The sequence below is a fragment of the Neptuniibacter sp. QD48_55 genome (assembly GCF_047778115.1).
Lineage (GTDB): Bacteria > Pseudomonadota > Gammaproteobacteria > Pseudomonadales > Balneatricaceae > Neptuniibacter.
In genome coordinates, this window is sequence record NZ_CP180555.1 from 1378649 (window position 1) to 1401413 (window position 22765).

Annotated in this window: 20 protein-coding genes; 15 read left to right on the top strand and 5 right to left on the bottom strand. The window is 44.1% G+C overall.

Going from position 1 to position 22765, the window contains the following annotated elements; all coding sequences use genetic code 11:
- Positions 1 to 42: 42 nt before the first annotated feature.
- From ACMXYW_RS06305 to ACMXYW_RS06340, 8 genes are all read left to right on the top strand, one after another.
- On the top strand, positions 43 to 2877 hold the full coding sequence (locus tag ACMXYW_RS06305; protein ID WP_415898559.1) for a 2-oxoglutarate dehydrogenase E1 component: 2835 nt from the start codon (positions 43 to 45) through the stop codon (positions 2875 to 2877).
- A gap of 58 nt (positions 2878 to 2935) precedes the next feature.
- Complete coding sequence (odhB, locus tag ACMXYW_RS06310; protein ID WP_415905616.1) at positions 2936 to 4141, top strand: 2-oxoglutarate dehydrogenase complex dihydrolipoyllysine-residue succinyltransferase; 1206 nt, start codon at positions 2936 to 2938, stop codon at positions 4139 to 4141.
- 40 nt (positions 4142 to 4181) lie between these two features.
- On the top strand, positions 4182 to 5618 hold the full coding sequence (gene lpdA / locus ACMXYW_RS06315) for a dihydrolipoyl dehydrogenase (RefSeq protein WP_415898557.1): 1437 nt from the start codon (positions 4182 to 4184) through the stop codon (positions 5616 to 5618).
- 147 nt (positions 5619 to 5765) lie between these two features.
- Positions 5766 to 6932: an ADP-forming succinate--CoA ligase subunit beta gene (gene sucC, locus ACMXYW_RS06320; RefSeq protein ID WP_415884192.1), complete on the top strand. Its 1167-nt coding sequence runs from the start codon at positions 5766 to 5768 to the stop codon at positions 6930 to 6932.
- A complete protein-coding gene (sucD, locus tag ACMXYW_RS06325) occupies positions 6932 to 7804 on the top strand; it encodes a succinate--CoA ligase subunit alpha (protein WP_415884193.1) in 873 nt (290 codons plus the stop codon). Before sucC ends, sucD begins: the two co-directional genes overlap by 1 nt.
- 134 nt (positions 7805 to 7938) lie before the next feature.
- Positions 7939 to 8577 carry a hypothetical protein gene (locus tag ACMXYW_RS06330; RefSeq protein WP_415905617.1) on the top strand — a complete coding sequence of 213 codons (639 nt, stop codon included), beginning with the start codon at positions 7939 to 7941 and terminating at the stop codon, positions 8575 to 8577.
- Positions 8578 to 8737: 160 nt separating this feature from the next.
- On the top strand, positions 8738 to 10735 hold the full coding sequence (locus tag ACMXYW_RS06335) for an EAL domain-containing protein (protein WP_415905618.1): 1998 nt from the start codon (positions 8738 to 8740) through the stop codon (positions 10733 to 10735).
- 360 nt (positions 10736 to 11095) lie between these two features.
- On the top strand, positions 11096 to 12313 hold the full coding sequence (locus tag ACMXYW_RS06340; RefSeq protein ID WP_415898554.1) for an EAL domain-containing protein: 1218 nt from the start codon (positions 11096 to 11098) through the stop codon (positions 12311 to 12313).
- Positions 12314 to 12354: 41 nt separating this feature from the next.
- Here the strand turns inward: ACMXYW_RS06340 and ACMXYW_RS06345 are convergent, their stop codons facing one another.
- The 3 genes from ACMXYW_RS06345 to purM are packed head-to-tail and all read right to left on the bottom strand — an operon-like array spanning position 12355 to position 14800.
- Positions 12355 to 13071 (bottom strand): DUF3108 domain-containing protein, encoded by a 717-nt coding sequence (locus tag ACMXYW_RS06345; protein WP_415905619.1) that lies wholly within the window; start codon positions 13069 to 13071, stop codon positions 12355 to 12357.
- A 14-nt stretch (positions 13072 to 13085) separates the two neighbouring features.
- A complete protein-coding gene (gene purN / locus ACMXYW_RS06350; protein WP_415898552.1) occupies positions 13086 to 13733 on the bottom strand; it encodes a phosphoribosylglycinamide formyltransferase in 648 nt (215 codons plus the stop codon).
- 8 nt (positions 13734 to 13741) lie between these two features.
- Positions 13742 to 14800: a phosphoribosylformylglycinamidine cyclo-ligase gene (purM, locus tag ACMXYW_RS06355; protein ID WP_415894035.1), complete on the bottom strand. Its 1059-nt coding sequence runs from the start codon at positions 14798 to 14800 to the stop codon at positions 13742 to 13744.
- Between the two features lie 163 nt (positions 14801 to 14963).
- Here purM and ACMXYW_RS06360 point away from each other — a divergent pair, with 163 nt between their 5' ends.
- From ACMXYW_RS06360 to tcdA, 7 genes are all read left to right on the top strand, one after another.
- Entirely contained in the window at positions 14964 to 15998 is a 1035-nt protein-coding gene (locus ACMXYW_RS06360; protein WP_415905620.1) for a DUF2066 domain-containing protein, read from the top strand.
- A 12-nt stretch (positions 15999 to 16010) separates the two neighbouring features.
- The gene (locus tag ACMXYW_RS06365) at positions 16011 to 17111 is read left to right on the top strand and encodes an AI-2E family transporter (RefSeq protein WP_415905621.1); all 1101 of its coding nucleotides are present in this window, start codon (positions 16011 to 16013) and stop codon (positions 17109 to 17111) included.
- Positions 17101 to 17805: a DnaA regulatory inactivator Hda gene (gene hda / locus ACMXYW_RS06370; protein ID WP_415898549.1), complete on the top strand. Its 705-nt coding sequence runs from the start codon at positions 17101 to 17103 to the stop codon at positions 17803 to 17805. Before ACMXYW_RS06365 ends, hda begins: the two co-directional genes overlap by 11 nt.
- Positions 17806 to 17926: 121 nt before the next feature.
- On the top strand, positions 17927 to 18292 hold the full coding sequence (locus ACMXYW_RS06375; RefSeq protein WP_415905622.1) for a hypothetical protein: 366 nt from the start codon (positions 17927 to 17929) through the stop codon (positions 18290 to 18292).
- Between the two features lie 100 nt (positions 18293 to 18392).
- Positions 18393 to 19091 (top strand): TIGR01621 family pseudouridine synthase, encoded by a 699-nt coding sequence (locus ACMXYW_RS06380; protein ID WP_415905623.1) that lies wholly within the window; start codon positions 18393 to 18395, stop codon positions 19089 to 19091.
- Positions 19088 to 19306 (top strand): hypothetical protein, encoded by a 219-nt coding sequence (locus tag ACMXYW_RS06385; protein ID WP_415884205.1) that lies wholly within the window; start codon positions 19088 to 19090, stop codon positions 19304 to 19306. The genes ACMXYW_RS06380 and ACMXYW_RS06385 overlap by 4 nt, the downstream gene beginning before the upstream one ends.
- A gap of 31 nt (positions 19307 to 19337) precedes the next feature.
- Entirely contained in the window at positions 19338 to 20138 is an 801-nt protein-coding gene (gene tcdA / locus ACMXYW_RS06390) for a tRNA cyclic N6-threonylcarbamoyladenosine(37) synthase TcdA (protein WP_415905624.1), read from the top strand.
- 67 nt (positions 20139 to 20205) lie between these two features.
- On the opposite strand, the gene ACMXYW_RS06395 is transcribed toward tcdA, so the two are convergent.
- Both ACMXYW_RS06395 and ACMXYW_RS06400 read right to left on the bottom strand, forming a co-directional pair.
- On the bottom strand, positions 20206 to 21501 hold the full coding sequence (locus ACMXYW_RS06395) for a Na+/H+ antiporter NhaC family protein (RefSeq protein ID WP_415905625.1): 1296 nt from the start codon (positions 21499 to 21501) through the stop codon (positions 20206 to 20208).
- Between the two features lie 175 nt (positions 21502 to 21676).
- Positions 21677 to 22663, bottom strand: coding sequence for a GGDEF domain-containing protein (locus tag ACMXYW_RS06400; RefSeq protein WP_415905626.1), 987 nt, complete (start codon positions 22661 to 22663; stop codon positions 21677 to 21679).
- Positions 22664 to 22765 lie beyond the last annotated feature (102 nt).

A 22765-nucleotide genomic window follows, 5' to 3' on the forward strand; every position in this document is an offset into this window, starting at 1 on the left:
CCCGATAGAATCAGAAAGCTCCCAGAGCCAGGGTGATCAAGAATGCAAGAAAGCATCATGGATCTCATGTGGAAGAATGCTCACCTTTACGGTGGCAACCTTTCATACGTTGAAGAACTGTACGAAACTTACCTGATGGATCCAAATGCGATTCCTCAGGAATGGCGAGAAGAATTCGACCGACTACCTAAAGTTGGCGAAAATCTGACACAGGATGTGCCGCATTCTGCTATCAGAGAACATTTTCTCTATCTATCTAAAAACCAAAAACGCGCTGCGCCAACTGCTGTAAGTTCGGTTAGTTCCGAGCATGAGAAAAAGCAGGTTCGTGTATTGCGTATGATCAACGCTTACCGTGTACGTGGTCATCAGGTTGCAAACATCGATCCATTAGGTTTGATGCAACGTGAAGATGTGCCGGATCTTGATCTACGTTTCCATGAGCTGTCTGAAGCTGATTACGATACTGTATTCCAGCTAGGTTCTCTGTTCTTCGGTCCTGAAGAAGCTCCGCTGCGTGATATCGTTGCTGATCTGAAGAAGACGTACTGTACAACGGTCGGTGCAGAGTACATGCACATCGTTGATACACAAGAAAAACGTTGGATTCAGTCCCGTTTAGAGCCTGTACGCTCACATCCAGAAGCTGAAGTTAACAAGAAGAAAATGATTCTTGAGCGCCTAACAGCTGCTGAAGGTCTTGAGAAATACTTGGGCTCTCGTTATGCCGGTGCTAAGCGCTTCGGTCTGGAAGGTGGCGAGTCAATGATCGTATCCCTAAACACGCTAATTCAGCGTGCTGGTAAGCAGGGTGCGAAAGAAGTTGTTATCGGCATGGCTCACCGTGGCCGTCTAAATACGCTTGTTAATATCTTTGGTAAAAACCCAGCTGATTTGTTTGACGAATTTGAAGGGAAGCGTGTTGTAGATACATCCGGTGACGTTAAATACCACCAAGGTTTCTCATCTAACGTAGAAACTGAAGGCGGTGAAGTTCATATTGCAATGGCATTTAACCCATCTCACCTTGAGATTGCTGCTCCGGTAGTAGAGGGTTCTGTACGTGCGCGTCAGGATCGTCGTGAAGATGCTGTTGGTGATTCTGTTGTTCCTGTAAATATTCACGGTGACCAAGCTTTCTGTGGTCAGGGTGTTGTAATGGAGACATTTCAGATGTCTCAGACCCGTGCATATAAAACAGGCGGCACAATCCATATTGTAGTTAACAACCAAGTTGGTTTTACAACGTCTAAGCAAGAAGACTCACGTTCTACTGAGTACTCTACCGATGTTGCGAAAATGATTCAGGCTCCTATCTTCCACGTAAACGGAGATGACCCTGAAGCGGTTCGTTTTGTTACACAGCTGGCTGTTGATTACCGTAACGAATTTAAGAAAGACGTTGTAATTGACTTGTTCTGTTACCGACGCCGTGGCCACAACGAAGCTGATGAACCATCTGGTACACAGCCGTTGATGTACGCGCAGATCAAAAAGCAGAAAACTACGCGTGAACTTTACGCTCAACAGTTGATTTCTGAAGGTGTTGTTACACTTGAAGAAAGCAAGGCGATGGAGAAAGAGTACCGTAAGCTGCTAGAGAATGGTGAGCATGTTGTTAAGTCTCTTGTACATGAGCCAAACTCAGAGCTTTTCGTAGATTGGAAGCCTTACCTAGGTCATGAGTGGTCTTTTGACTGCCCAGAAACTAAGGTTGATCTAAAGCTTCTGCAAGAGTTAGGTAACAAGATTTGTGAAACCCCAGAAGGTTTCTCTGTACAGCGTCAAGTTCAAAAAATCATTGATGACCGTAAGCGTATGGCTCACGGTGCAATGGAATTGAACTGGGGTATGGCAGAGTCTCTTGCCTATGCAACTATCCTTGCTGAAGGCCATCCAGTGCGTATCACGGGTCAGGATGTGGGACGTGGTACGTTCTCTCACCGTCACGCGGTACTACATGATCAGAAGACAGCTGAAACTTATCTACCTCTAGATAACCTATCTGATGAGCAGCCTCGTCTTACATTGCATGACTCTTTCCTATCGGAAGAAGCGGTACTTGCGTTTGAGTACGGTTATGCGACTACGATGCCAAATGCCCTAGTTATTTGGGAAGCTCAGTTCGGTGATTTCGCCAACGGTGCGCAGGTAGTAATTGACCAGTTCATCACCTCTGGTGAGCACAAATGGCAGCGTCTATGTGGTCTGACGATGTTGTTGCCTCACGGCTTTGAAGGTCAGGGCCCTGAGCACTCTTCAGCACGTCTAGAGCGTTACCTACAATTGTGTGCAGAGCACAACATTCAGGTTGTTACGCCTACTACGCCAGCACAGATTTTCCACTTGTTGCGTCGTCAGGTTGTACGTCCGCTTCGTAAGCCTCTAGTTGTAATGTCTCCTAAGAGTTTGCTACGTCACAAGCAAGCGACATCTACACTTGAAGAGCTTGCAGAGGGTTCTTTCCAGCCAGTGATTGGCGAAGTAGATCAGTTGGAGCCTAAGAAGGTAAAACGCCTTGTACTGTGTGGTGGTAAGGTTTACTACGACCTATATAACCGCCGTGCAGAATTGGAAAAAGATGATGTGGCTATTGTTCGTATTGAGCAGCTATATCCTTTCCCAGAAGCACAACTGGCAGAAGCAATCTCTGAGTATACAAACTTGGAATCTGTAGTTTGGTGTCAAGAAGAACCAATGAACCAAGGCGCATGGTACTCAATGCAGCACCATATGCGTCACGTTCTACACAAACATGACAGCAAGTTACATTTGGAAGGGGTAGCCCGTCCAGCATCTGCAGCTCCAGCGGTAGGGTACATTTCTGTACACGCTGAGCAGCAGGAAAAACTAGTTAATGATGCACTTAACGGTTGATCAGGCGATTAACCACAATTACTAATCGCCTGACGGTGATAACGATAAAGGAAAAAACATGTCCATCGAAATCAAAGCGCCGACGTTCCCAGAATCTGTAGCAGACGGCACAATCGCAACTTGGCACAAACAGCCAGGTGAAGCATGCTCAGCAGACGAGCTTATTGTTGATATCGAAACTGATAAAGTAGTACTAGAAGTTGTAGCACCAGAAGACGGTGTTATTGCTGAAGTACTGAAAGGCGAAGGCGACACAGTTCTGAGTGACGAAGTGATCGCTAAGTTTGAAGCGGGTGCTGCAGGTTCTGCTGCGCCAGCTGCCGAAGAAGCTGCGGCACCTGCAGGCGATGCTGAAAAAGTAGGCCCTGCTGCACGTAAGCTGATCGAAGAAAACGGCTTGGATGCATCTCAAATTACAGGTACTGGCAAAAATGGCGGTATCACTAAAGAAGACGTTCAGAACTTCATCAAAAACGGCGCACAAGCACCGGCTGCTGCACCAGCTCCAGCGGCTGCTGCTCCAGCTCAAGCTGCTGCACCAGTTAACGTTCCAGCAGGTGAGCGTGTAGAGAAGCGAGTTCCGATGACTCGTCTACGTGCAACAATTGCTAAACGCCTAGTTGAAGCACAGCAAAATGCTGCAATGCTTACGACTTATAATGAAGTAAACATGAAACCGGTTATGGAGCTTCGTAAACAGTACAAAGATCTGTTTGAGAAGACTCACAACGGTACTCGTCTTGGTTTCATGTCTTTCTTCGTTAAAGCTGCAACTGAAGCTCTGAAGAAGTTCCCAGCAGTTAACGCATCTATCGACGGTAATGACATGGTTTACCATGGCTACCAGGATATCGGTGTAGCTGTTTCTACTGATCGTGGTTTGATGGTACCAGTGCTACGAGACACTGATGTAATGAGCCTAGCAGATGTTGAATCTACTATTGCTGACTTTGGTAAGCGTGGTCGTGAAGGTAAGCTTGGTATGGACGACATGCAAGGCGGTACATTCACAATCACTAACGGTGGTGTATTCGGTTCATTGATGTCTACTCCGATCTTGAACCCACCACAAACTGCTATTCTAGGTATGCATAAAATTCAGGAACGTCCAATGGCTGTTAATGGCCAGGTTGAGATCCTGCCAATGATGTACCTCGCTCTGTCATACGATCACCGTATGATTGATGGTAAGGAAGCTGTACAATTCCTAGTGACAATTAAAGACCTTCTAGAAGATCCTGCACGTATGCTGCTAGAGGTTTAAGGTTAGTCCTCATAAGAACAGAGTGAAGATAGGATAAAACATGTCTGATAAATTTGACGTTATTGTTGTAGGTGCAGGCCCTGGTGGTTATGTTGCTGCGATTCGTGCAGCTCAGCTTGGTCTAAAAACTGCCTGTGTTGAAAAGTGGGTTGATGACAAAGGTACTGCTGTGCTAGGTGGAACGTGCTTGAATGTAGGTTGTATTCCATCAAAGGCGCTACTTGAATCAACGCATCAATTCCACAATGCTCAACATGCAAATGTACATGGCATCCAAACTGGCGAAGTGTCCATGGATGTTAAAGCGATGGTTGCGCGTAAAGACAAGATTGTTGGTAACTTGACTGGTGGTATCACGGGTCTGTTTAAAGCAAACGGCGTAACTTTGCTACAAGGTATGGGTAAGCTTCACGGCGGTAAGAAAGTTGAAGTTATCGCAGCTGATGGTACTTCCACTACTTACGATGCTGAGAACGTTATTCTTGCATCTGGTTCTGTACCAGTAGAGATTCCACCTGCGCCGTTAACTGAAGGTTTGATCCTTGATAATGCTGGCGCACTTAACATCGACGAAACGCCTAAGCGTTTGGGTGTAATTGGTGCTGGTGTTATTGGCCTAGAAATGGGTTCCATCTGGGCGCGTCTGGGTACTGAAGTAACTGTGCTTGAAGCTATGGATGATTTCCTAGCTGCTGCAGATAAAGATCTTGCTAAAGAGGCTGCTAAGCTTCTTAAGAAGCAAGGCCTTGATGTGAAGCTTGGTGCACGTTGTACAGGTACTGAGATCATCGACGGCAAAGAAGTGAAAGTAAGCTTCACTGATGCTGAAGGCGATAAAGAGATCGTTGTTGACAAGTTGATTGTTGCAGTAGGTCGTAAGCCTCAGACTCAAGGTCTTCTTGCAGATGATTCTGGTGTTTCGCTAGATGAGCGCGGTTTCATCTTCGTTGATGAAAAATGTCAGACTGGTGTACCTGGTGTTTATGCGATTGGTGACTCTGTTCGTGGCCCAATGCTTGCGCATAAGGCGTCTGAAGAGGGCATCATGGTTGCTGATATCATCGCAGGTCATCATGCACAGATGAACTATGATGTCATTCCTAGCATTATCTACACGCACCCAGAGCTAGCTTGGGTTGGTAAAACTGAGCAAGAGCTTAAAGCTGATGGCGTTAAGTACAAAGTAGGTAAGTTCCCATTTGCTGCAAACGGCCGTGCAATGGCTAACAACGATACTGATGGTTTCGTTAAGCTAATTGCCTGCGAAGAGACTGATCGTGTACTTGGTGTACACATTGTTCACGGTTTAGGTGGTGAGCTAATTGGTCAAGCTGCAATTGCAATGGAATTCTGTTCAACTGCAGAAGATCTGCAGATGACAGTATTTGCTCACCCAACAGTGAGTGAAGCGATTCATGAAGCTGCGTTAGCAGCGGATGGTCACGCGATTCACATGGCGAATCGCAAAAAACGCTAAGTAATTAGCACAGAGAGATCCGGCTTACTCTTACAAGGAGTAAGCCGTATATAAAACTTGTTGCTAGAACCAACAGGGCTGTTACAGGGGCGGATTTAGATCCCTGATACAGAAAAATCATATAGTGATAACACAACGGGTTAGAGCATGAATCTTCATGAGTACCAGGGTAAACAGCTGTTTGCCGAATATGGTCTGCCGGTATCCAAAGGATACGCAGTAGATACTCCAGAAGCAGCGGCTGAAGCTGCTGAAAAAATTGGTGGTGATAAGTGGGTTGTTAAAACTCAGGTGCACGCTGGCGGCCGTGGTAAGGCTGGCGGTGTTAAGTTGGTTGACTCTCCTGCAGAAGCGCAAGAGTTCGCAGCTAACTGGCTGGGCAAAAACCTAGTTACATTCCAGACTGACGAAAATGGTCAGCCTGTTTCTAAAATTTTGGTTGAAGACTGCACAGATATTGCAAACGAGCTATATCTTGGTGCTGTTGTAGACCGTTCTACTCGCCGTATCGTTTTCATGGCATCTACTGAAGGTGGTGTTGAAATCGAGACAGTTGCAGAAGAAACTCCAGAAAAGATTCTTAAAGCTGAAGTAGATCCGCTAACGGGTGCTCAGCCTTACCAGGGTCGCGATCTTGCATTCAAACTGGGCCTAGAAGGCGATCAGATTAAGCAGTTCGTTAAAATCTTCTTGGGTCTGGCTCAGATGTTCCAAGAGAAAGATCTGGCTCTTCTAGAGATTAACCCTCTAGTTATTACTGATGAAGGTAACTTGCACTGCCTAGACGCTAAAGTAGCGATCGATGGCAACGCTGTTTACCGTCATAAAGATCTTCAAGCTATGCACGATCCATCTCAGGAAGATGAGCGTGAAGCACACGCTGCTGAGTGGGATCTAAACTACGTTGCTCTAGACGGTACTATCGGTTGCATGGTTAACGGTGCTGGTCTTGCAATGGGTACTATGGACATCGTTGCTCTACACGGTGGTTTCCCAGCTAACTTCCTTGACGTTGGTGGCGGCGCGACTAAAGAACGTGTTACTGAGGCGTTCAAGCTTATCCTAGCTGACGAGAAAGTTAAGACTGTATTGGTTAACATCTTCGGCGGTATCGTACGTTGTGACCTGATTGCCGAAGGTATCATCGGCGCGGTTAAAGAAGTAGGTGTAAACGTACCAGTTGTAGTACGTCTGGAAGGTAACAATGCTGATCTAGGTTCTAAGCTTCTTGCTGAATCTGGTCTAGACATCATCGCAGCTACTAGCTTGACTGATGCAGCTCAGCAAGCAGTAAACGCAGCGGAGGGTAAATAATGTCCGTTTTGATTAATAAAGACACCAAAGTAATCTGCCAAGGTTTCACTGGTGGTCAAGGTACCTTCCACTCTGAACAAGCTATCGCGTACGGTACGCAGATGGTTGGCGGTGTAACTCCAGGTAAAGGTGGTACAACTCACCTAGGTCTACCTGTATTCAACACTGTTGCTGAAGCTGTAGAAGCGACTGGCGCAGATGCATCTGTTATCTACGTTCCAGCTCCATTCTGTAAAGATTCTATCCTAGAAGCTGCAAACGGTGGCGTTAAGCTAATCGTTTGTATCACTGAGCACATCCCAGTTATGGATATGCTTGAGTGTAAAGTTAAGTGTGACGAGCTAGGTGTACGCCTAATCGGCCCTAACTGCCCAGGTGTTATCACTCCAGGCGAATGTAAGATTGGTATTATGCCAGGTCACATTCACCTACCAGGTAAAGTAGGTATTGTTTCCCGTTCTGGTACTCTGACTTATGAAGCTGTTAAGCAGACTACAGATGCTGGTTTCGGTCAGTCTACTTGTGTAGGTATCGGTGGTGACCCAATCCCTGGTTCTAACTTCATCGATATTCTGGAAATGTTCCAGAACGATCCACAGACTGAAGCGATTGTAATGATCGGTGAGATCGGTGGTACTGCTGAAGAAGAAGCGGCTGCTTACATCAAAGCAAACGTTACTAAGCCTGTTGTTTCTTACATTGCTGGTGTTACTGCACCTGCTGGTAAGCGTATGGGTCACGCTGGTGCGATCATCTCTGGTGGTAAAGGTACTGCTGATGAGAAATTCGCAGCACTTGAAGATGCAGGCGTTAAGACTGTACGTTCACTTGCTCAGATCGGCGATGCACTAAAAGAAGTTACTGGCTGGTAAGCTAGAACATCTCTAGAAAAGGCAGCTTAGGCTGCCTTTTTTATTGCCTGTGTCCCGTCCAGAATAAATAGCAGTTGAAACATCAGCTGTTTAATGTGATTGTTGATTAACATTATTTTTAGCGAAGAATGTTTATGAAAAACCTTATCGTGATAGGTGTTGCTTCAGTTGTTGGTTTAGCAGTTGTCGGTGGTGCCGGTTTCTTTGGTTATAAGATGTATTCAGAGTTATCTGAATATAAAGCCTTGGGATCGATTAAGGATATGCGAACATTCAGCCAAGAGAATTTTGATCTAAAAAAAGAAAATAAAGTCCTGATTAAAAAATCAGAAGATATGCAGCGCCAGTTTGTGATTCATCGTAAGATGATCATTGATCAAGCAGTTAAAAGATCAGAAAGAAAAGTAGCAACTTCCATTGCTTCTTTTACTCCTATCTCTGGCTACTATGTGCTTGCTGCTATGTCTACGCAAGAACAGTTGGAGCTTTGTCAGGATGTACAGGCTTTATTAAAACTAGAATCTAATCTGTTTGAAACGTCTGATCCTTCTGTGGTTATGCAGCAAGAGAAGATCTGTGGGACATATATTGAGCGAAAGTTAACGCCGTTGTTCAAATACCAGATGCTTCGTGTACGAGCATCTATGACTGGGTCACTTGGGCATTTAAGATCCGATGCTGAAGAAAAATTCGATAAAGCACGGAAACTGCTTGAAAAATGGCAAGTGCCTGTTGAACGAGAATTAGATTCCTATACGCGCTTTGATCGTTAAATTTATCGCTAAGCAATCTTGTAAACTCCTTATAGTCCCTTTCTGCTGGAAGCTGAGTATTCCTATTTAGCTGCTACAATTTTATTTACTCTATATAGTATTATGCGTTTTAATAATAACCATTGTTTTTAAGTGGTTAATGGGTTGAGGGCGATAATCTTTGAGTAGTAATAAGATTGAAATGTATGCCTTAGCCGAGCGAATGCCCGGTACCTTCTATCGACGTTCTATTAAGGGCGATCGCTCTTTGTTGTTCATTACTTCGGGTTGTAAAGAGCTTACAGGCTATTCCGCTGCTGAGTGGTTGGGTGGTGAGATTAGTTTTAAACAAATTATTGATTCAGAATGTCATGCCCATTATCGCGATATAGTTGATCAAGCTATCGTAGAAGGTGCTCCTTACAGTGTCGAATATAAAATCACGCAGAAATGTGGTGATACCCTTTGGGTTTGGGAGCAAGGGCATGGTGTCACTGAGCATGGCAATCTTGCTGCTATAGAGGGTTACATCACTGATATAACAGCACAGAAAGCGCATGAAGCTGGCTTACAGGATGCGCTTAATGCAAAGCAACAACTGCTAGAAGAATACAAGGGTGTTGTTGATTGCAGTGCCATTGTTTCTAAGACAGATCCAAATGGCGTTATTACTTACGTTAATGATCACTTTTGCAAAGTTTCTGGTTATAGCTCGGATGAGTTAGTGGGTTCCACTCATGCGATCGTGAGGCATCCGCAGACACGTCCTGAGATCTTTAAAGATCTGTGGGAGACAATTCTTTCTGGTAAAACCTGGAAAGGTACTCTCAGAAATATAGCAAAGAATGGTCAGGACTATTATGTAAATTCGGCTATCTCACCCATTATGGATTCCGATGGCAATATCATCGAATTCATATCCGTTCGATTTGATGTGACATCGCTAATTGAGAAAGAGAAGCGGATCAGACGGCAGATTACGGATCAGTTAACGGGGTTGCCAAATAGGCAGAGCCTTTTGGAGGATCTTGCCTCCGTAGAATCGGGTTCTTTAGCTATTATAAACATTAACGATTTTAAGTTGGTGAATGAATATTATGGCTTTGCGGTGGGTGACCAGCTTTTACGCGATATGGCCTTATTGCTTTCAGAAGTTGCTAAGCAGTACGGCCTAATCCTATATCGTCTTTCGGGCGATGAATTTGCTATTTTCTGTAAAGAGCATGTACGTGACATTGGTTTTGATGCTTTGTGCGACTTTATCGTTGCGCGTGTATCTGAAAAAGTAATCACTATCATCGCAATTGAATTTGCCTTGGCGGTAACGATTGGTGCATCTAGTGGTTGTGCCAAAGATTTGCTCTTACATGCGGATATAGCGCTTCACAGTGCTAAAGAGCAGCACTTATCAGTGCAAATCTATGATATCTATTCACCGTTAAAACGTCAGATTGATAACAATATCACTTGGCTTAAAAGAATTCGTGAAGCTATTCATGAAGAAAGAATTGAGGTTTTTGCGCAGCCTATCTTAGATGTTAATTCATCTGAAATTAACCGCTATGAATGCTTAATGAGGTTAAGAGAGGGTGAGGACTATATCTCTCCTTATCTGTTCCTGCAGGCGGCAAAACATGGTCGGTTATATGGGGATTTAACCCGAATTGTATTCTCTAAAGCTTGTGCATTCTTTGCTGAACGAGCTGATTGCTTTTCCATCAATATAACGGCCTCCGATATATTAAATCCGAATACATCTAACTACATCATCCGAACGATCAAGCGCTATGGGGTGGGTGATCGTCTCGTTTTTGAATTGGTTGAAAGTGAAGGAATAGAGGATTCTGAGCTCATTATACAATTCTTTGATCAAGTGAAGGCGATGGGATGCAGATTAGCTATAGATGACTTTGGTACAGGTTATTCCAATTTCGAATACCTTCTCAAGCTAGATATTGATTATATAAAGATCGATGGCTCTTTAATTCGTTACATTGATAAGGATGATAATGCGCGTATTGTGGCTGCAACGGTTGTCGACTTTGCTAGACGTCTGAATGTGAAGACGGTTGCGGAGTTTGTTCATAATCGTGAAGTAGAGCAATGTGCTCGTGATATAGGTGTCGACTTTCTACAGGGCTTTCTGTTAGGTGAGCCAACTCCTTTAGACTCTCTCTAAGTTTGTTGTTCTGGTCTGTTTATTGCTTTTCTAAGCGAGGGGTGACAGGTCTTTAGTGTTTGTCGTTTTAAATGCTGCAAAGCCAAGGGTTTGAAGCATTATTTTTTCATCATTATTCTATTTATAGTGCGCTGAGCACTCTTTTTGTGCGGCTATAATCTGATTTGGCACTTGTTTGGTGCGATCGATAGAATTTGAGATGAAAAAAATACTCTTGGCTGTAGTATAAGGCTTTCGGTCTAGCTGGTTTTATTGCTTTTTTTATTCCAGTGATGATTGTGAAGCATGTATTTGGTGATAGGTATTTTTCATGTGTATCCGTACCTATAAGTGCCACAAAATTTATCAGAGTAGTTCATTATGAGTTTTAAGCTTTTTCCATACTTCCAACCAATTGTTGAAACCGCAACTGGTCGTATTGCGGGATACGAAGCGCTGGCAAGGATGAAAGATGAAAGCGGTAATATAGTTTCTGCAGGTGCAATTTTTTCGGATAAGAATCTCTCTGTTAAAGAACGTATTGAGCTAGACCGAGATGTAAGATTACAAGCCCTTCAGCAGATTCAGGCATTGCCTGAAGATACTTATATCAGTATTAATATTTCTCCTGAGTGGCTGCAATATTTAGAATCTTTAGACAATATCCCTACTTTGGAGATGATCAAGCAGTTAGCTGTTGATCCCTCGAAAGTTGTTATCGAAATAACCGAGCTAGATGGTGAGTTGGAAGTAATCCAGAAGCTTGTAGAACGATACCGTGAAGAGGGTTTCTGTATTGCTATCGATGATTTCGGTACCGGTTTTTCGCAGTTAGACCGCATTGCTTTGCTTAAGCCGGATATCATTAAGCTAGATATGACACTGCTTAAAACAGGAACGAATGACAGTCGTCGTTCCTCTATGGTTCAGATGTTAGGGGAGCTTGCATCTAAACTTGGCAGTAAAGTGCTGTGTGAAGGAGTAGAAACCGATGAAGAGTACTATCTAGCGTTAAGTTGTAATGCTGTTTATGTACAGGGCTTTCTTTTCTCAGAAGCGAGGCCTGAGATGTTGCCTCCTGAATCGACTACTAAGCAAGTTAAAGATATGCTCAGTCACTATCGGGATATGGCGATTAATGCTACATCCCGCAGTCATTGGCGTGCAGAAAAGGTTAAGGCTGAACTGCTTGCTTTGAGAGAAGTTTTAAAAGCTGCAACCAGTGATGAAGACCTACAGCATTTCGTTGCGACTGAGCACTTAATGCGTTTCTATATCTGTGATCGTTTAGGTAATCAAATCTCTCCAAACTATGAGAACAGCGATAAAGGTTGGATCTTAAACGAGAAGCATAGAGGTTTTAACTGGAGCTGGAGGCCTTATTTCTTTGAGCTCCTAGGTGCTGCAGATACGAAAAATCGTTTGGTCTTCTCTGAGCCATACCAAGATATTCATACGGGGCAGAGAGCGCAAACGGCTGTTTTGTTTATCGATGATACTCGTATCTTGCTTGCGGATTTGCTAGATGAGGGTCAGGAGAGTGATCTGTTTAACGGCTTTAGCGGAATGCCGGCAAGCTGGATTCCTGAGATAGGCTAATTGATCTGTTGCTATAAGAGCGAAGCCGAGAGGTTTAGCTCTTATTTTTTAAGCTCTTTCAGAAGAAGGGTGTACGCTTTATTTTTCTTTTCGATCTGGTGTAGTTTGATAATCTGATGATTTAGTTCAGGTGCAAACCAGATGAAAGTCTGTCGTATGCTGCCTTCTTTACGCACGCGTTTTACACGAATTGCTTCGTACTCACCGATAGGAGCTTTGATGCTCTCTTTGCCATCAACGATGAAGTTATATTCTTTTAGCTTTCCACCGTCTGCTACAGAGTATTGAAACTCTTTATCGCCTTTAGCGACTGCTTGTTGTAAAAGTAATTGATAGCTGATTTTATCTTGAACGCCTTCTGTAATTGGCATTTTCCAAGGCTTGTTTTCAACCTTGTTTGTTACTAATTGGTTTTGCCAATCAAAATGAACCTCAGCCTTACGCTTTTTGCCAAGTACGCTACGTTTGAACGAATAGTTGAGTGGCTTTAGCTTTGCATTCTCTAGCGTGAATTTACTGGATTCATAGATGCTAGCAAACATTGCGGAAGCTTTTGATTCAAACAGCCATTCGCCAGATTCGGACTTTTGCAGTTTACGTGTCGTGCTACCGCTGAGGGAGATGCTGCCATCCCAATCAATTTCGTAGCTTGCGGTAAAAGGAGTAAAAGGCGTTGCGGTGTCTGCAACTAGAGGAGTAACCCAGAGAAGTGCGGACGCGAAAAGGGAATTAATTAACGTCTTATTTTCTCTGAGCATACCGAGTTTCCTCATTAAATTTGATCGTGCTGAAAGCCCTGAGTAGGTGCGGCTTTACCGTCTAAGGTAACGCCAGCGTCAGACCAGATCAGTCTATCAGAACAAAACAGGCCTACCGCTTGAGGGTAGATGATATGTTCCACTTTATGGACTTTCTGTTGCAAGCTCTCACTTGTATCTTCCGGATCTATGCTTACTTTACCCTGAATGGCTAGCGGGCCACCATCCAACTCTTCAGATACAAAGTGCACGGTGCAGCCGTGTTCTTTATCACCAGCATCAATTGCACGCTGATGGGTGTGAAGGCCTTTGTATTTAGGGAGTAGTGACGGGTGAATGTTAAACATTCTGCCGTTGTAGTGCCGAACAAATTCGGCTGTAAGGATACGCATAAACCCTGCAAGAACAATCAGGTCAGGCTGATATGTATCAATCTGTTTGATCATCGCTTGGTCAAAACTTTCCCGGCTATCAAAGTCGGTATGTTTTAAAACCAGTGTGGGGATATTGGAGTTGCGGGCACGCTCCAAGCCATAAGCCTCAGCTTTGTTACTGAGGACGGCTTCGATGCGGCCATCAATTTGGCCAGCATCGATTGAATCCATTATAGCTTGGAGGTTGGAACCACTTCCTGAGATCAGGACAACGATTCGTTTAGTCATTGGGCGAATTACGCCTCCAGACCAGCTAGTTCAACTTGCTCTTCACCTGCTTGCGCAGCAGCAATCGAACCGATAACCCAAGCATCTTCGCCAGCTTCGTTTAGTAGCTGAAGCGCTTCTTCTTGCTTGTCAGCAGGTACGCAGATAACCATACCAACACCACAGTTGAATGTGCGGTACATCTCAGTTGCATCAACGTTGCCTTGCTCTTGTAGCCAGTTGAATACAGCAGGCATAGTCCAAGAGTTTACATCGATAACAGCTTTAGCGTTCTCAGGAAGAACTCGTGGGATGTTCTCAAGTAGACCGCCGCCCGTAATGTGGGACAGAGCGTTAACTTGAGATTCTTTGATCAGTTTTAGAAGTGACTTAACGTAGATGCGTGTTGGCGCCATCAAAGCATCCGCTAGAGGTTTGCCATCAAGGTCTGCAGTCAACTCTGTACCGCTTACTTCTAGAATCTTACGGATTAGAGAGTAACCGTTTGAGTGTGGGCCTGAAGAAGCTAGGCCGATCAGCGTGTCACCAACTTTTACGTTAGTGCCGTCGATGATCTCATCTTCTTCTACAACACCCGTGCAGAAACCAGCTAGATCGTAATCTTCGCCTTCGTACATGCCTGGCATTTCAGCTGTTTCACCACCAACAAGTGCAGCACCTGCCAGAGAACAACCTTCGCCAATACCTTTTACCACATCTGCAGCAGTATCAACGTTAAGTTTACCCGTCGCGTAGTAATCCAAGAAAAGTAGAGGTTCTGCGCCAGCAACGATTAGATCGTTAACACACATCGCAACTAGGTCGATACCGATGGTGTCGTGCTTTCCTAGATCCATAGCTAGGCGTAATTTTGTACCTACACCGTCAGTACCTGAAACAAGTACAGGCTTACGGTAGCCTTCAGGGATACGGCATAGAGCGCCGAAACCACCTAGGCCGCCCATAACTTCAGGGCGAGTTGTGCTTTTAGCAACGCCTTTAATGCGATCAACTAGGGCGTTACCAGCGTCGATATCAACGCCAGCGTCTTTATAGCTCAGAGAGCTGTTATCAGAACCAGTAGACATGGATCAGTTAACCTTTCATGTACAAGGAAAGAGGAAGAAAAATATTGCCGCATATTCTACCGTTTTATCACGCTTGAATACACTCATCTGGGCAACGAATATGAAATAATTATATGGGATGGTAAAGTTAGTTGATATTTATAGAATTATTGCAGGCGGTTTAATGGACTTGATGCGAAGCTTTATAGCTGTGCTTCTGCTGGCAGTGTCTCAATTTGTTTTTGCAGGGACAGTAACTGATCTTTATCAGGTGACTTTGCCTGTTGATGAACAAAGGTCTTCACCTAGTGACCATCAAATGAGTTCTGGGCTGGCGAAAGTTCTAGTTAAAGTATCTGGCAATTCCAGTATTGCCGAAGATTCTCAAATCCAATCCCAACTTAAAGTGCCAGCCAGAACGTTAAAGCAGTTTAGTTATATCGCTAAAGAAGATGGGGAATATTTAGTTTTAGATTTCCACCCGTCGGTTATTGACGGTTTAGTTACCCGTACAGGCTTTAAACCCTTAGGCGGGCAGAGACCTACCGTTTTGCTTTGGTTTGCTTCGGACCTATCCGGCGAACAAGACTATCTGCAATTCAATGATCCTTTTTATAAAGCCCTGCAGTTAGCTGCAAACTCCCGTGGATTGCCGCTGCAGTTTCCTTTATTCGATCTAACTGACCAAGTGGCGCTTACCACTGCGGATCTTTGGGTGTTGCAGGATCAATCAATTACTCAAGCCTCAGCACGTTATAATCCTGATGCCATTATTGCTGGTCGCCTTTCAAAGGTGACGCCAGAAGGAGTATCCGTCGCGGGGTTATTTATAAATGGCGGCGACAACCAACCGTTAGCGGAATCTGGCAATATCGATCAGGTAGCTCAAGCTTTGATAAACCGAGTCGCGGATAACCTTTTTAAGCCGGTCGTGAGTTATAAACTCAGTCATTTCCAGACGGGCGTGGCCGTTCAAGTCGAAAATATTTCTAACTTGTCTGATTACGTCAGACTGATCGATTTTCTCAAAGGGTTATCTGTTGTTAGTCAGGTAAAAATTGAACAAGCAATAGGCAATCAAATTACAGTAAGACTTGAGTTAGATGGCAGTGAAGAGCAATTGCGCCAAGCTATCGCCCTAGAGCCGCAATTGCAGGCGCTCGATAGTCTTAGAAATCAAGATGGTTCTGCGGTAATGATCTACCGCTGGCAAGGATAGCAGGAACAATAAATGACTGAATCACAACGTTGGTTTTTCTTAATACTTGCCGTCGTATTGGGCGGTTTGGTGTATCTACTTTCTCCAATTCTTTCACCGTTTTTGGTCGGGGCATTGTTTGCTTATTTGTCTGATCCTATTGCCGATCGATTAGAAGACTTAGGTATGTCCCGTACAGGGTCTGTCATTATTGTGTTTATCGGTATGACGGCTTTAGTGGCGATGATGTTCCTGTTATTACTTCCGCAACTAGGGCATCAAATACAGACATTGCTAGCTCGTATACCGCAGGCGATACAGCTATTTGAAGAACAGATATTCCCTTGGATATTAGCAACATTCAGTTTGGAGCCAACTGAGTTTGGCTTTGCCAATGTTAAAGATGTTTTGATTGGTGATTTGCAAAAAACTGGCGATATTATGAGCCAGTTGTTAGGTGGCATTACGCGATCTGGTTTGGCGATTGTGGCGTGGGTGGCTAATTTAGTATTGATTCCCGTGGTTACATTCTATTTGTTACGCGACTGGGATGTAATGATTGCCAAGGTTAAACGCCTGTTACCACGCAATGTAGAGCCTAAAGTTTCTTTGTGGGCCAGTGAGTGTGATGAGGTACTTGGCGCATTTATGAAAGGCCAGCTTTTAGTCATGGTCGCATTGGGAATTGTTTATGCAGTAGGTTTATGGATCGTAGGGCTTGATCTAGCGCTATTGGTTGGTATGATCGCGGGCCTTGCTAGTATTGTTCCTTACATGGGATTCATCATCGGTATTGCAGTGGCAGGTGTTGCTGCATTTATGCAATTCCAAGATCCAATGGTTTTAGGCTACGTTGGCGTAGTCTTTATCATTGGCCAGATGCTTGAAGGGATGTTACTTACGCCATTATTAGTAGGTGACCGTATTGGATTACACCCTGTTGCGGTAATTTTTGCTATCATGGCGGGCGGACAGCTGTTCGGATTTGTTGGGGTGCTTTTAGCTCTGCCAGTTGCAGCTGTTATTATGGTGCTATTACGGCATCTGCATGAAGGTTACAAAGGCAGTACATTGTACGGCTCAGAAGAAGATCAAGCGTTAGAACAAGTCGAACCAGTAGTTAATGACAAGTAAACAACCATTCCAATTACCTCTATCGGTTAGTCTCCGAGATGATGCTCGTTTTGAGAATTATTACGCTCAAGGCAATGAGCTGGTTTGCGCGAGTTTAAAGGCGGCCGCAAACGGTAATGGTGAGCAGTTTACTTACATTTGGGGTAGTGAAGGTGTTGGTTGTACTCATCTACTCCAAGCGGTATGTCATGAAGCCGATCCTGTAGGACGCAGTGCGGCTTATCTCCCCCTAGATGAATTAAAACAGATGGGTGGTGGTATTTTAGAAGGGATGGAATATCTCGATCTAGTTTGTATCGATGGCATAGAGTCTGTTGCTGGTAATAAAGCTTGGGAAGAGGCGCTTTTCCACTTCTTTAATCGTATCCGCGAGCAGGGAAATACACTGATCATCGCTTCGACAGCTGCGCCACGTCACCTTGGTATCAACCTGCCTGATTTAGCATCCCGACTCAGTTGGGGCATGGTATTTCAGGTGCAAGCGCTTAATGATGAAGTGAAATTAACTGCGATTAAGGCGAAAGCGAGTGCTCGCGGATTGCAGTTTTCAGATGAAGTCGCTCGCTTTTTACTTCACCATGCCAGCCGCAATATGAACGATTTAGCCTGTTTACTAGACACGTTGGATCGCGCATCTCTGAGTGCTCAGCGCAAAATCACAATTCCTTTCGTTAAAGAGGTTACAGGGCTGTAATTAATCAGCTCTTAAACCAACTCTTCATATATTGTTCATTATTTTTGCAGGTGCGTAATGCGAAAATAAGGGTATTCAATTTAGGTACTCTTTCGCAGGTCATTATGGCTAGGAGGTCATTATGGGTAGCAAGCATCTGACAGACAAATTACACGCTAAGCTTGAAAAAGAAGAGATCAAAGTCAAAGCCAACAATGTTCGCTATACCGTTACCCACCTCAATGAAAAAGGTAAGGTTTTAGGGCGTGAGTGGTATAAGGGATTTATCGCTGTTTCAGGCAAGCGCCTGATACTGGTATCTGATGGCGTAAAATTTCTTAACATCAAAAAATCGGATCAACGCTTCATTGCTGCTAAGTTTGAAGAAGAAAATGTAGCTTGCCTAGAAGTGCGTTATTTCAAAGAACCAGATTCTGAACGCAGCTTGGTCTTTCATATCTATACGGATAAAGTCAATAAACTGCTTAAACACATTGATAAGCTATAAGCCAAAATAGATTATCGCCTCTGGGGCGGAATGTTCTTTTTCGCCCCTTGAAATATCTCCTTAACTCCCGCATGATCGCGACTTTTTGGCGGGAAATTCTGTGTTTCAAATAATTGATCAAACCAGTGATTTTGTTGTGGTGGTTAAACCTGCAGGAATCAGTGTGCATAAAGATCAAGAAGAAGCAGGCTTTACCATGATGTTGCAGCAACAGCTAGATTTAGAGCAGATCTTTCTGGTGCACCGTTTAGATAAAATTACATCTGGCCTTATGGTATTCGCTAAGAATACCGAAGCTGCCAAAACACTCGCTGATCAGTTTAAAAACCGTGAAGTTTCGAAATACTACCTAGCTATCTCTGCTAATAAGCCAAAGCGTAAGCAAGGACTTATTATGGGGGATATGGAGAAAGCGAGACGCGGTGGTTGGAAACTTGTAAAAAACTGTCAAAATCCAGCAGTGACCCAGTTTTTTAGCTGCTCTCTTAAGCCTGGCTTTAGGCTGTTTTTACTCAAACCAACCACAGGTAAAACCCACCAAATTAGGGTGGCGCTTAAAAGTGAAGGCGCGCCTATTTTGGGGGATAATACCTACGGTGGTGAGTTATCAGACCGTACCTATCTGCACGCATACTCTTTAGCATTTAGTTATGGTGGTGAGCGGTATACTTATAAGAGCTATCCAGAGCAAGGCGATCATTTTGATCAAGAGGCTTGGGATATTATTAAAGAACATTTTGATCGGCCAGAGAGTCTTTCTTGGCCGAAATTACCTGAAAAAGATAAGGCACAAAAATGAGCGAAGGTGAACGTATAGAACGCGATTTTGAATCACGCGATGCAGATGAGAAAAAAGCCTTTCTAGAGCAAACATGGTGCGACAACTGCCAAGAAGTGAATCTTGGTATGGTTGAACCTGAGGAATACGAACTTAACGACATCATATTTATCGAAGGTAAATGTGCTAAATGCGGTCATGTGATTTTGACCGAAATTACTGAAGACGAATTTTAATTTCGTTTTAAAGCGATAGAGGTAGGTTACGTTGTCATCTGGTTTTGAAAATCGTTTTGGTGGAACTCGCCGTCTATATGGTACGGACGTGGTTGATATGTTCCGCCAATCTCATATTTGTGTGATTGGTATTGGTGGCGTTGGCTCTTGGGTGGCAGAAGCCTTAGCCCGAACGGCAATTGGTAAGATCACACTGATTGATCTGGATGATATCTGCATTACCAACACAAACCGTCAGATTCATGCTGTAGACGGTAATGTGGGTCGATCGAAGACCGAAGCTATGGCCGAGCGAATTAAGCTGATTAATCCTGAATGTGAAGTCAATGAGATCGAAGATTTTATTACACGGGAAAACATTCCAGAACTGATTACCAATGAGTTCGACTATGTCATTGATGCGATTGATAGCGTTAAAGAGAAAGCGGCTTTAATTGCCCATTGTAGCTATCGCAAGATTCCGATTATCACAGTCGGTGGTGCTGGTGGCCAGACTGATCCTACCAAGATTGATATCTGTGATTTAGCGAAAACCAATCATGACCCGCTCGCGGCTAAAGTGCGCTCTTTCCTACGTAGACACTATCGATTCAGTAAAAGCGGCAGACGATTTTCTGTCGATTGCGTTTATTCCACTGAGCAGTTGGTGTATCCGCAACCTGATGGTTCCGTCTGTGCGCAAAAGAGCATAACCGATGGTAATACCCGACTCGATTGTGCGGGTGGCTTTGGTGCATCGACCTGTGTGACCGCGAGCTTTGGTTTTGCCGCGGTGGCGCGCGTGTTGGAGAAAATGCGTTTACGCTGGGAAAGGCAGGAGCAAGGTAAATAGTTTGCCAAGATAAAGAAAGGGAGCGTAGAGCTCCCTTTTTTATTGCTAGGATTTATTTGTGCTTAGGTTATTTATAACCCGGGCGTGAAATTAGGATAGAAATAATTGCAGCTAAGCCTAAGAACCAGCAGTATTGAATTGAGGTGACTAATTCTAGTGGTGATACTTTCGCGATCGAGGAGGCTAATAGTATCTGAGCACCCCAAGGGATGATGCCCTGTACCACACAAGAGACAATATCCATCAGGCTGGCAGAACGTTTAGCATTAACGCCGTAGCGTTGCGCGATATCTTTTGCTAATGAACCGGCAATAACGATAGATACCGTATTGTTGGCCGTACATAGGTTGGTTGCCGCTACGCTAGCTGCAATACTGAATTCTCCAGCCTTTTTGCCGCCACTTTTTCCTGTTAGTTTTTCAATCGCTGAGGCTATAAAGTTTAATCCACCTTGATGTTTAATCAGTGCACCAAGACCGCCAATCAACATAGACAGAATCATTATCTCCTGCATGCCGGTATAACCGTCATAGATCTGCTTTGATAGCATAGCAATGCTGTAATCTGGCGCGGTTATAAAGCCAACAGCACCCGCTAAGACAATACCAACCAGTAGCACTAACATGACGTTCAGGCCTGCAATAGCGAGAATCAGTACTGTTAGATATGGCGCAACTTTGATTAACTCATAACTTTGTTCAGATACACCAGCAGTACTGCTTTGAAGCGCGAGAACGACCATAGTTACCATAGCTGCTGGGAGTGCGATAAGAAGATTAAGGCGGAATTTATCCTTCATCTCACAGCCTTGAGTTCGAGTGGCTGCGATAGTTGTATCCGAAATAATCGATAGGTTATCGCCAAACATAGCACCGCCAACAACAGCGCCTACAGTGAGCAGCAGAGGAAGGTCACTAGCTTCAGTAATACCAACAGCAACAGGGGCTACTGCTGCAATGGTACCCATGGATGTACCCATCGAGGTAGCAATAAATGCTGCAATCGCAAAGATACCAGGGAGCAGCAACCACTCAGATATATAGTTAAGGCCAAGATTTACCGTTGCATCAACGCCGCCAATTGCCTTTACCACAGAAGCAAAAGCTCCTGCCAAAAGGAAGACGACAACCATAGTGATAATGGTCTGATCGCCAATGCCTTTAATAAATATTTCGAGACGCTCGTTGAGCGTGCCTTGAGTTAAAAGAAGTGAAAGGACCACCGCTGGAATAATCGCGACGGGCGCTGATATTTGATAGAAGGCGAACTCTGTTCCTTGAGCTTGATAGTAAATTCCGCTGCCGATAAACAGAGCTAAAAACAGCCCTAAAGGCAGTAACGCAAGAGGGGAAGAGTTATTCATTAACTGTATCCTATTAGAGACCATGGGTAATGGTTTCAATATTGGAGAAGACAAGCAGCTAGGATCTATCTGGCTGTTTGAATAAAGCGCGGAATATACTACTTAAGTAGGTATATTTAAAATGATTTAAATGACTGTAGACTTCGTTTTAAGTTATATCGAATCAATTACACGGCTAAAACAGTTCTATATCGCCCTCATGCTCACTAGGAGGGGTGAGGAATCCACTGTTTAGAAGCATTTCATAACTGTGAACCTGATTTCGTCCATGCTCTTTAGCAAAGTAGAGTGCCTGATCGGCATGATCGATTAAGGCAGGAAGCGACAGACCCTCCGTGATCTCTGTTATCCCAATACTCAATGTCACTTGGCCTATCTGTGGAAAACTGGTTTGGGCAATTTGCGTGCGGAATCGTTCAAGTACCTTCAAGGCAGACTCTAATGAGATATCTTTGAGTACTAGCGCAAATTCTTCCCCTCCGTAGCGAAACATCAAATCTTCATCCCGAAAGGCACTTTGCATCTGCTGGGAAAGAACTAATAAAACCTCATCACCAAATAGGTGGCCAAAGTTGTCGTTAACCTGTTTAAAGTGGTCGATATCCAAGAGGGCAAAACAATAGGGTTCTGCTGATTTATCGTTTTTGCGTCGTTGGGATTGCTGCTTTAAAAGAATAGTTTCCATCTGCTGGTCAAAGGCCTGACGGTTATATAGGCCAGTCAGGGCATCGTTCATAGCAGAGAACATAAAAAAGCGCTGGTTGGCGTATACAGAGACTAACTTAGTGATCACGTCATGCATCAAGTCACTAGTGTCTTCTATATTGGTTATAAGAACGCCATTTTGAGAGTGCAGAATTTTAAAGCTGTAATATCTATAGCCCTCTTCGCGCATATAACGTGTGGGCTTGTGCGGCTCTAAATGCTGAATATGCTGAGGGATCGCGAGTGATGCTGCAAGCTCATTGGAGCTTTCGCTACTAGCTATAAGTTTTTCGGTCGATTGATCAAAGTTCGCGTAGTTATACAGCCAGAAGTGATGCAACGGGAACAACTCTAAGCACGTTTTGATCAATAGCTGATTAAGCGCTTGTTGATCGCGTTGTTCCGTCAATGCTAAAAAAACGTCACAATAATCTGAGACTTTAGCTGTCGGTTGCATTCGCCTAGCCCTCGCATGGCTTATTCGAATAATGCCGCAAATCTGTTTGTGATTGGTTTAATAAGTTTAGCTGGTTATATCAGAGCCGGTGTTTAAAACTGC

What these genes read in the sequence shown, in the direction of transcription:
- ACMXYW_RS06305 (WP_415898559.1), top strand. Translation starts at nt 43, where the DNA reads ATGCAAGAAAGCATCATGGATCTCATGTGGAAGAATGCTCACCTTTAC.
- odhB (WP_415905616.1), top strand. Translation starts at nt 2,936, where the DNA reads ATGTCCATCGAAATCAAAGCGCCGACGTTCCCAGAATCTGTAGCAGAC.
- lpdA (WP_415898557.1), top strand. Translation starts at nt 4,182, where the DNA reads ATGTCTGATAAATTTGACGTTATTGTTGTAGGTGCAGGCCCTGGTGGT.
- sucC (WP_415884192.1), top strand. Translation starts at nt 5,766, where the DNA reads ATGAATCTTCATGAGTACCAGGGTAAACAGCTGTTTGCCGAATATGGT.
- sucD (WP_415884193.1), top strand. Translation starts at nt 6,932, where the DNA reads ATGTCCGTTTTGATTAATAAAGACACCAAAGTAATCTGCCAAGGTTTC.
- ACMXYW_RS06330 (WP_415905617.1), top strand. Translation starts at nt 7,939, where the DNA reads ATGAAAAACCTTATCGTGATAGGTGTTGCTTCAGTTGTTGGTTTAGCA.
- ACMXYW_RS06340 (WP_415898554.1), top strand. Translation starts at nt 11,096, where the DNA reads ATGAGTTTTAAGCTTTTTCCATACTTCCAACCAATTGTTGAAACCGCA.
- ACMXYW_RS06345 (WP_415905619.1), bottom strand. Translation starts at nt 13,071, where the DNA reads ATGCTCAGAGAAAATAAGACGTTAATTAATTCCCTTTTCGCGTCCGCA.
- purN (WP_415898552.1), bottom strand. Translation starts at nt 13,733, where the DNA reads ATGACTAAACGAATCGTTGTCCTGATCTCAGGAAGTGGTTCCAACCTC.
- purM (WP_415894035.1), bottom strand. Translation starts at nt 14,800, where the DNA reads ATGTCTACTGGTTCTGATAACAGCTCTCTGAGCTATAAAGACGCTGGC.
- ACMXYW_RS06360 (WP_415905620.1), top strand. Translation starts at nt 14,964, where the DNA reads ATGGACTTGATGCGAAGCTTTATAGCTGTGCTTCTGCTGGCAGTGTCT.
- ACMXYW_RS06365 (WP_415905621.1), top strand. Translation starts at nt 16,011, where the DNA reads ATGACTGAATCACAACGTTGGTTTTTCTTAATACTTGCCGTCGTATTG.
- hda (WP_415898549.1), top strand. Translation starts at nt 17,101, where the DNA reads ATGACAAGTAAACAACCATTCCAATTACCTCTATCGGTTAGTCTCCGA.
- ACMXYW_RS06375 (WP_415905622.1), top strand. Translation starts at nt 17,927, where the DNA reads ATGGGTAGCAAGCATCTGACAGACAAATTACACGCTAAGCTTGAAAAA.
- ACMXYW_RS06385 (WP_415884205.1), top strand. Translation starts at nt 19,088, where the DNA reads ATGAGCGAAGGTGAACGTATAGAACGCGATTTTGAATCACGCGATGCA.
- ACMXYW_RS06395 (WP_415905625.1), bottom strand. Translation starts at nt 21,501, where the DNA reads ATGAATAACTCTTCCCCTCTTGCGTTACTGCCTTTAGGGCTGTTTTTA.
- ACMXYW_RS06400 (WP_415905626.1), bottom strand. Translation starts at nt 22,663, where the DNA reads ATGCAACCGACAGCTAAAGTCTCAGATTATTGTGACGTTTTTTTAGCA.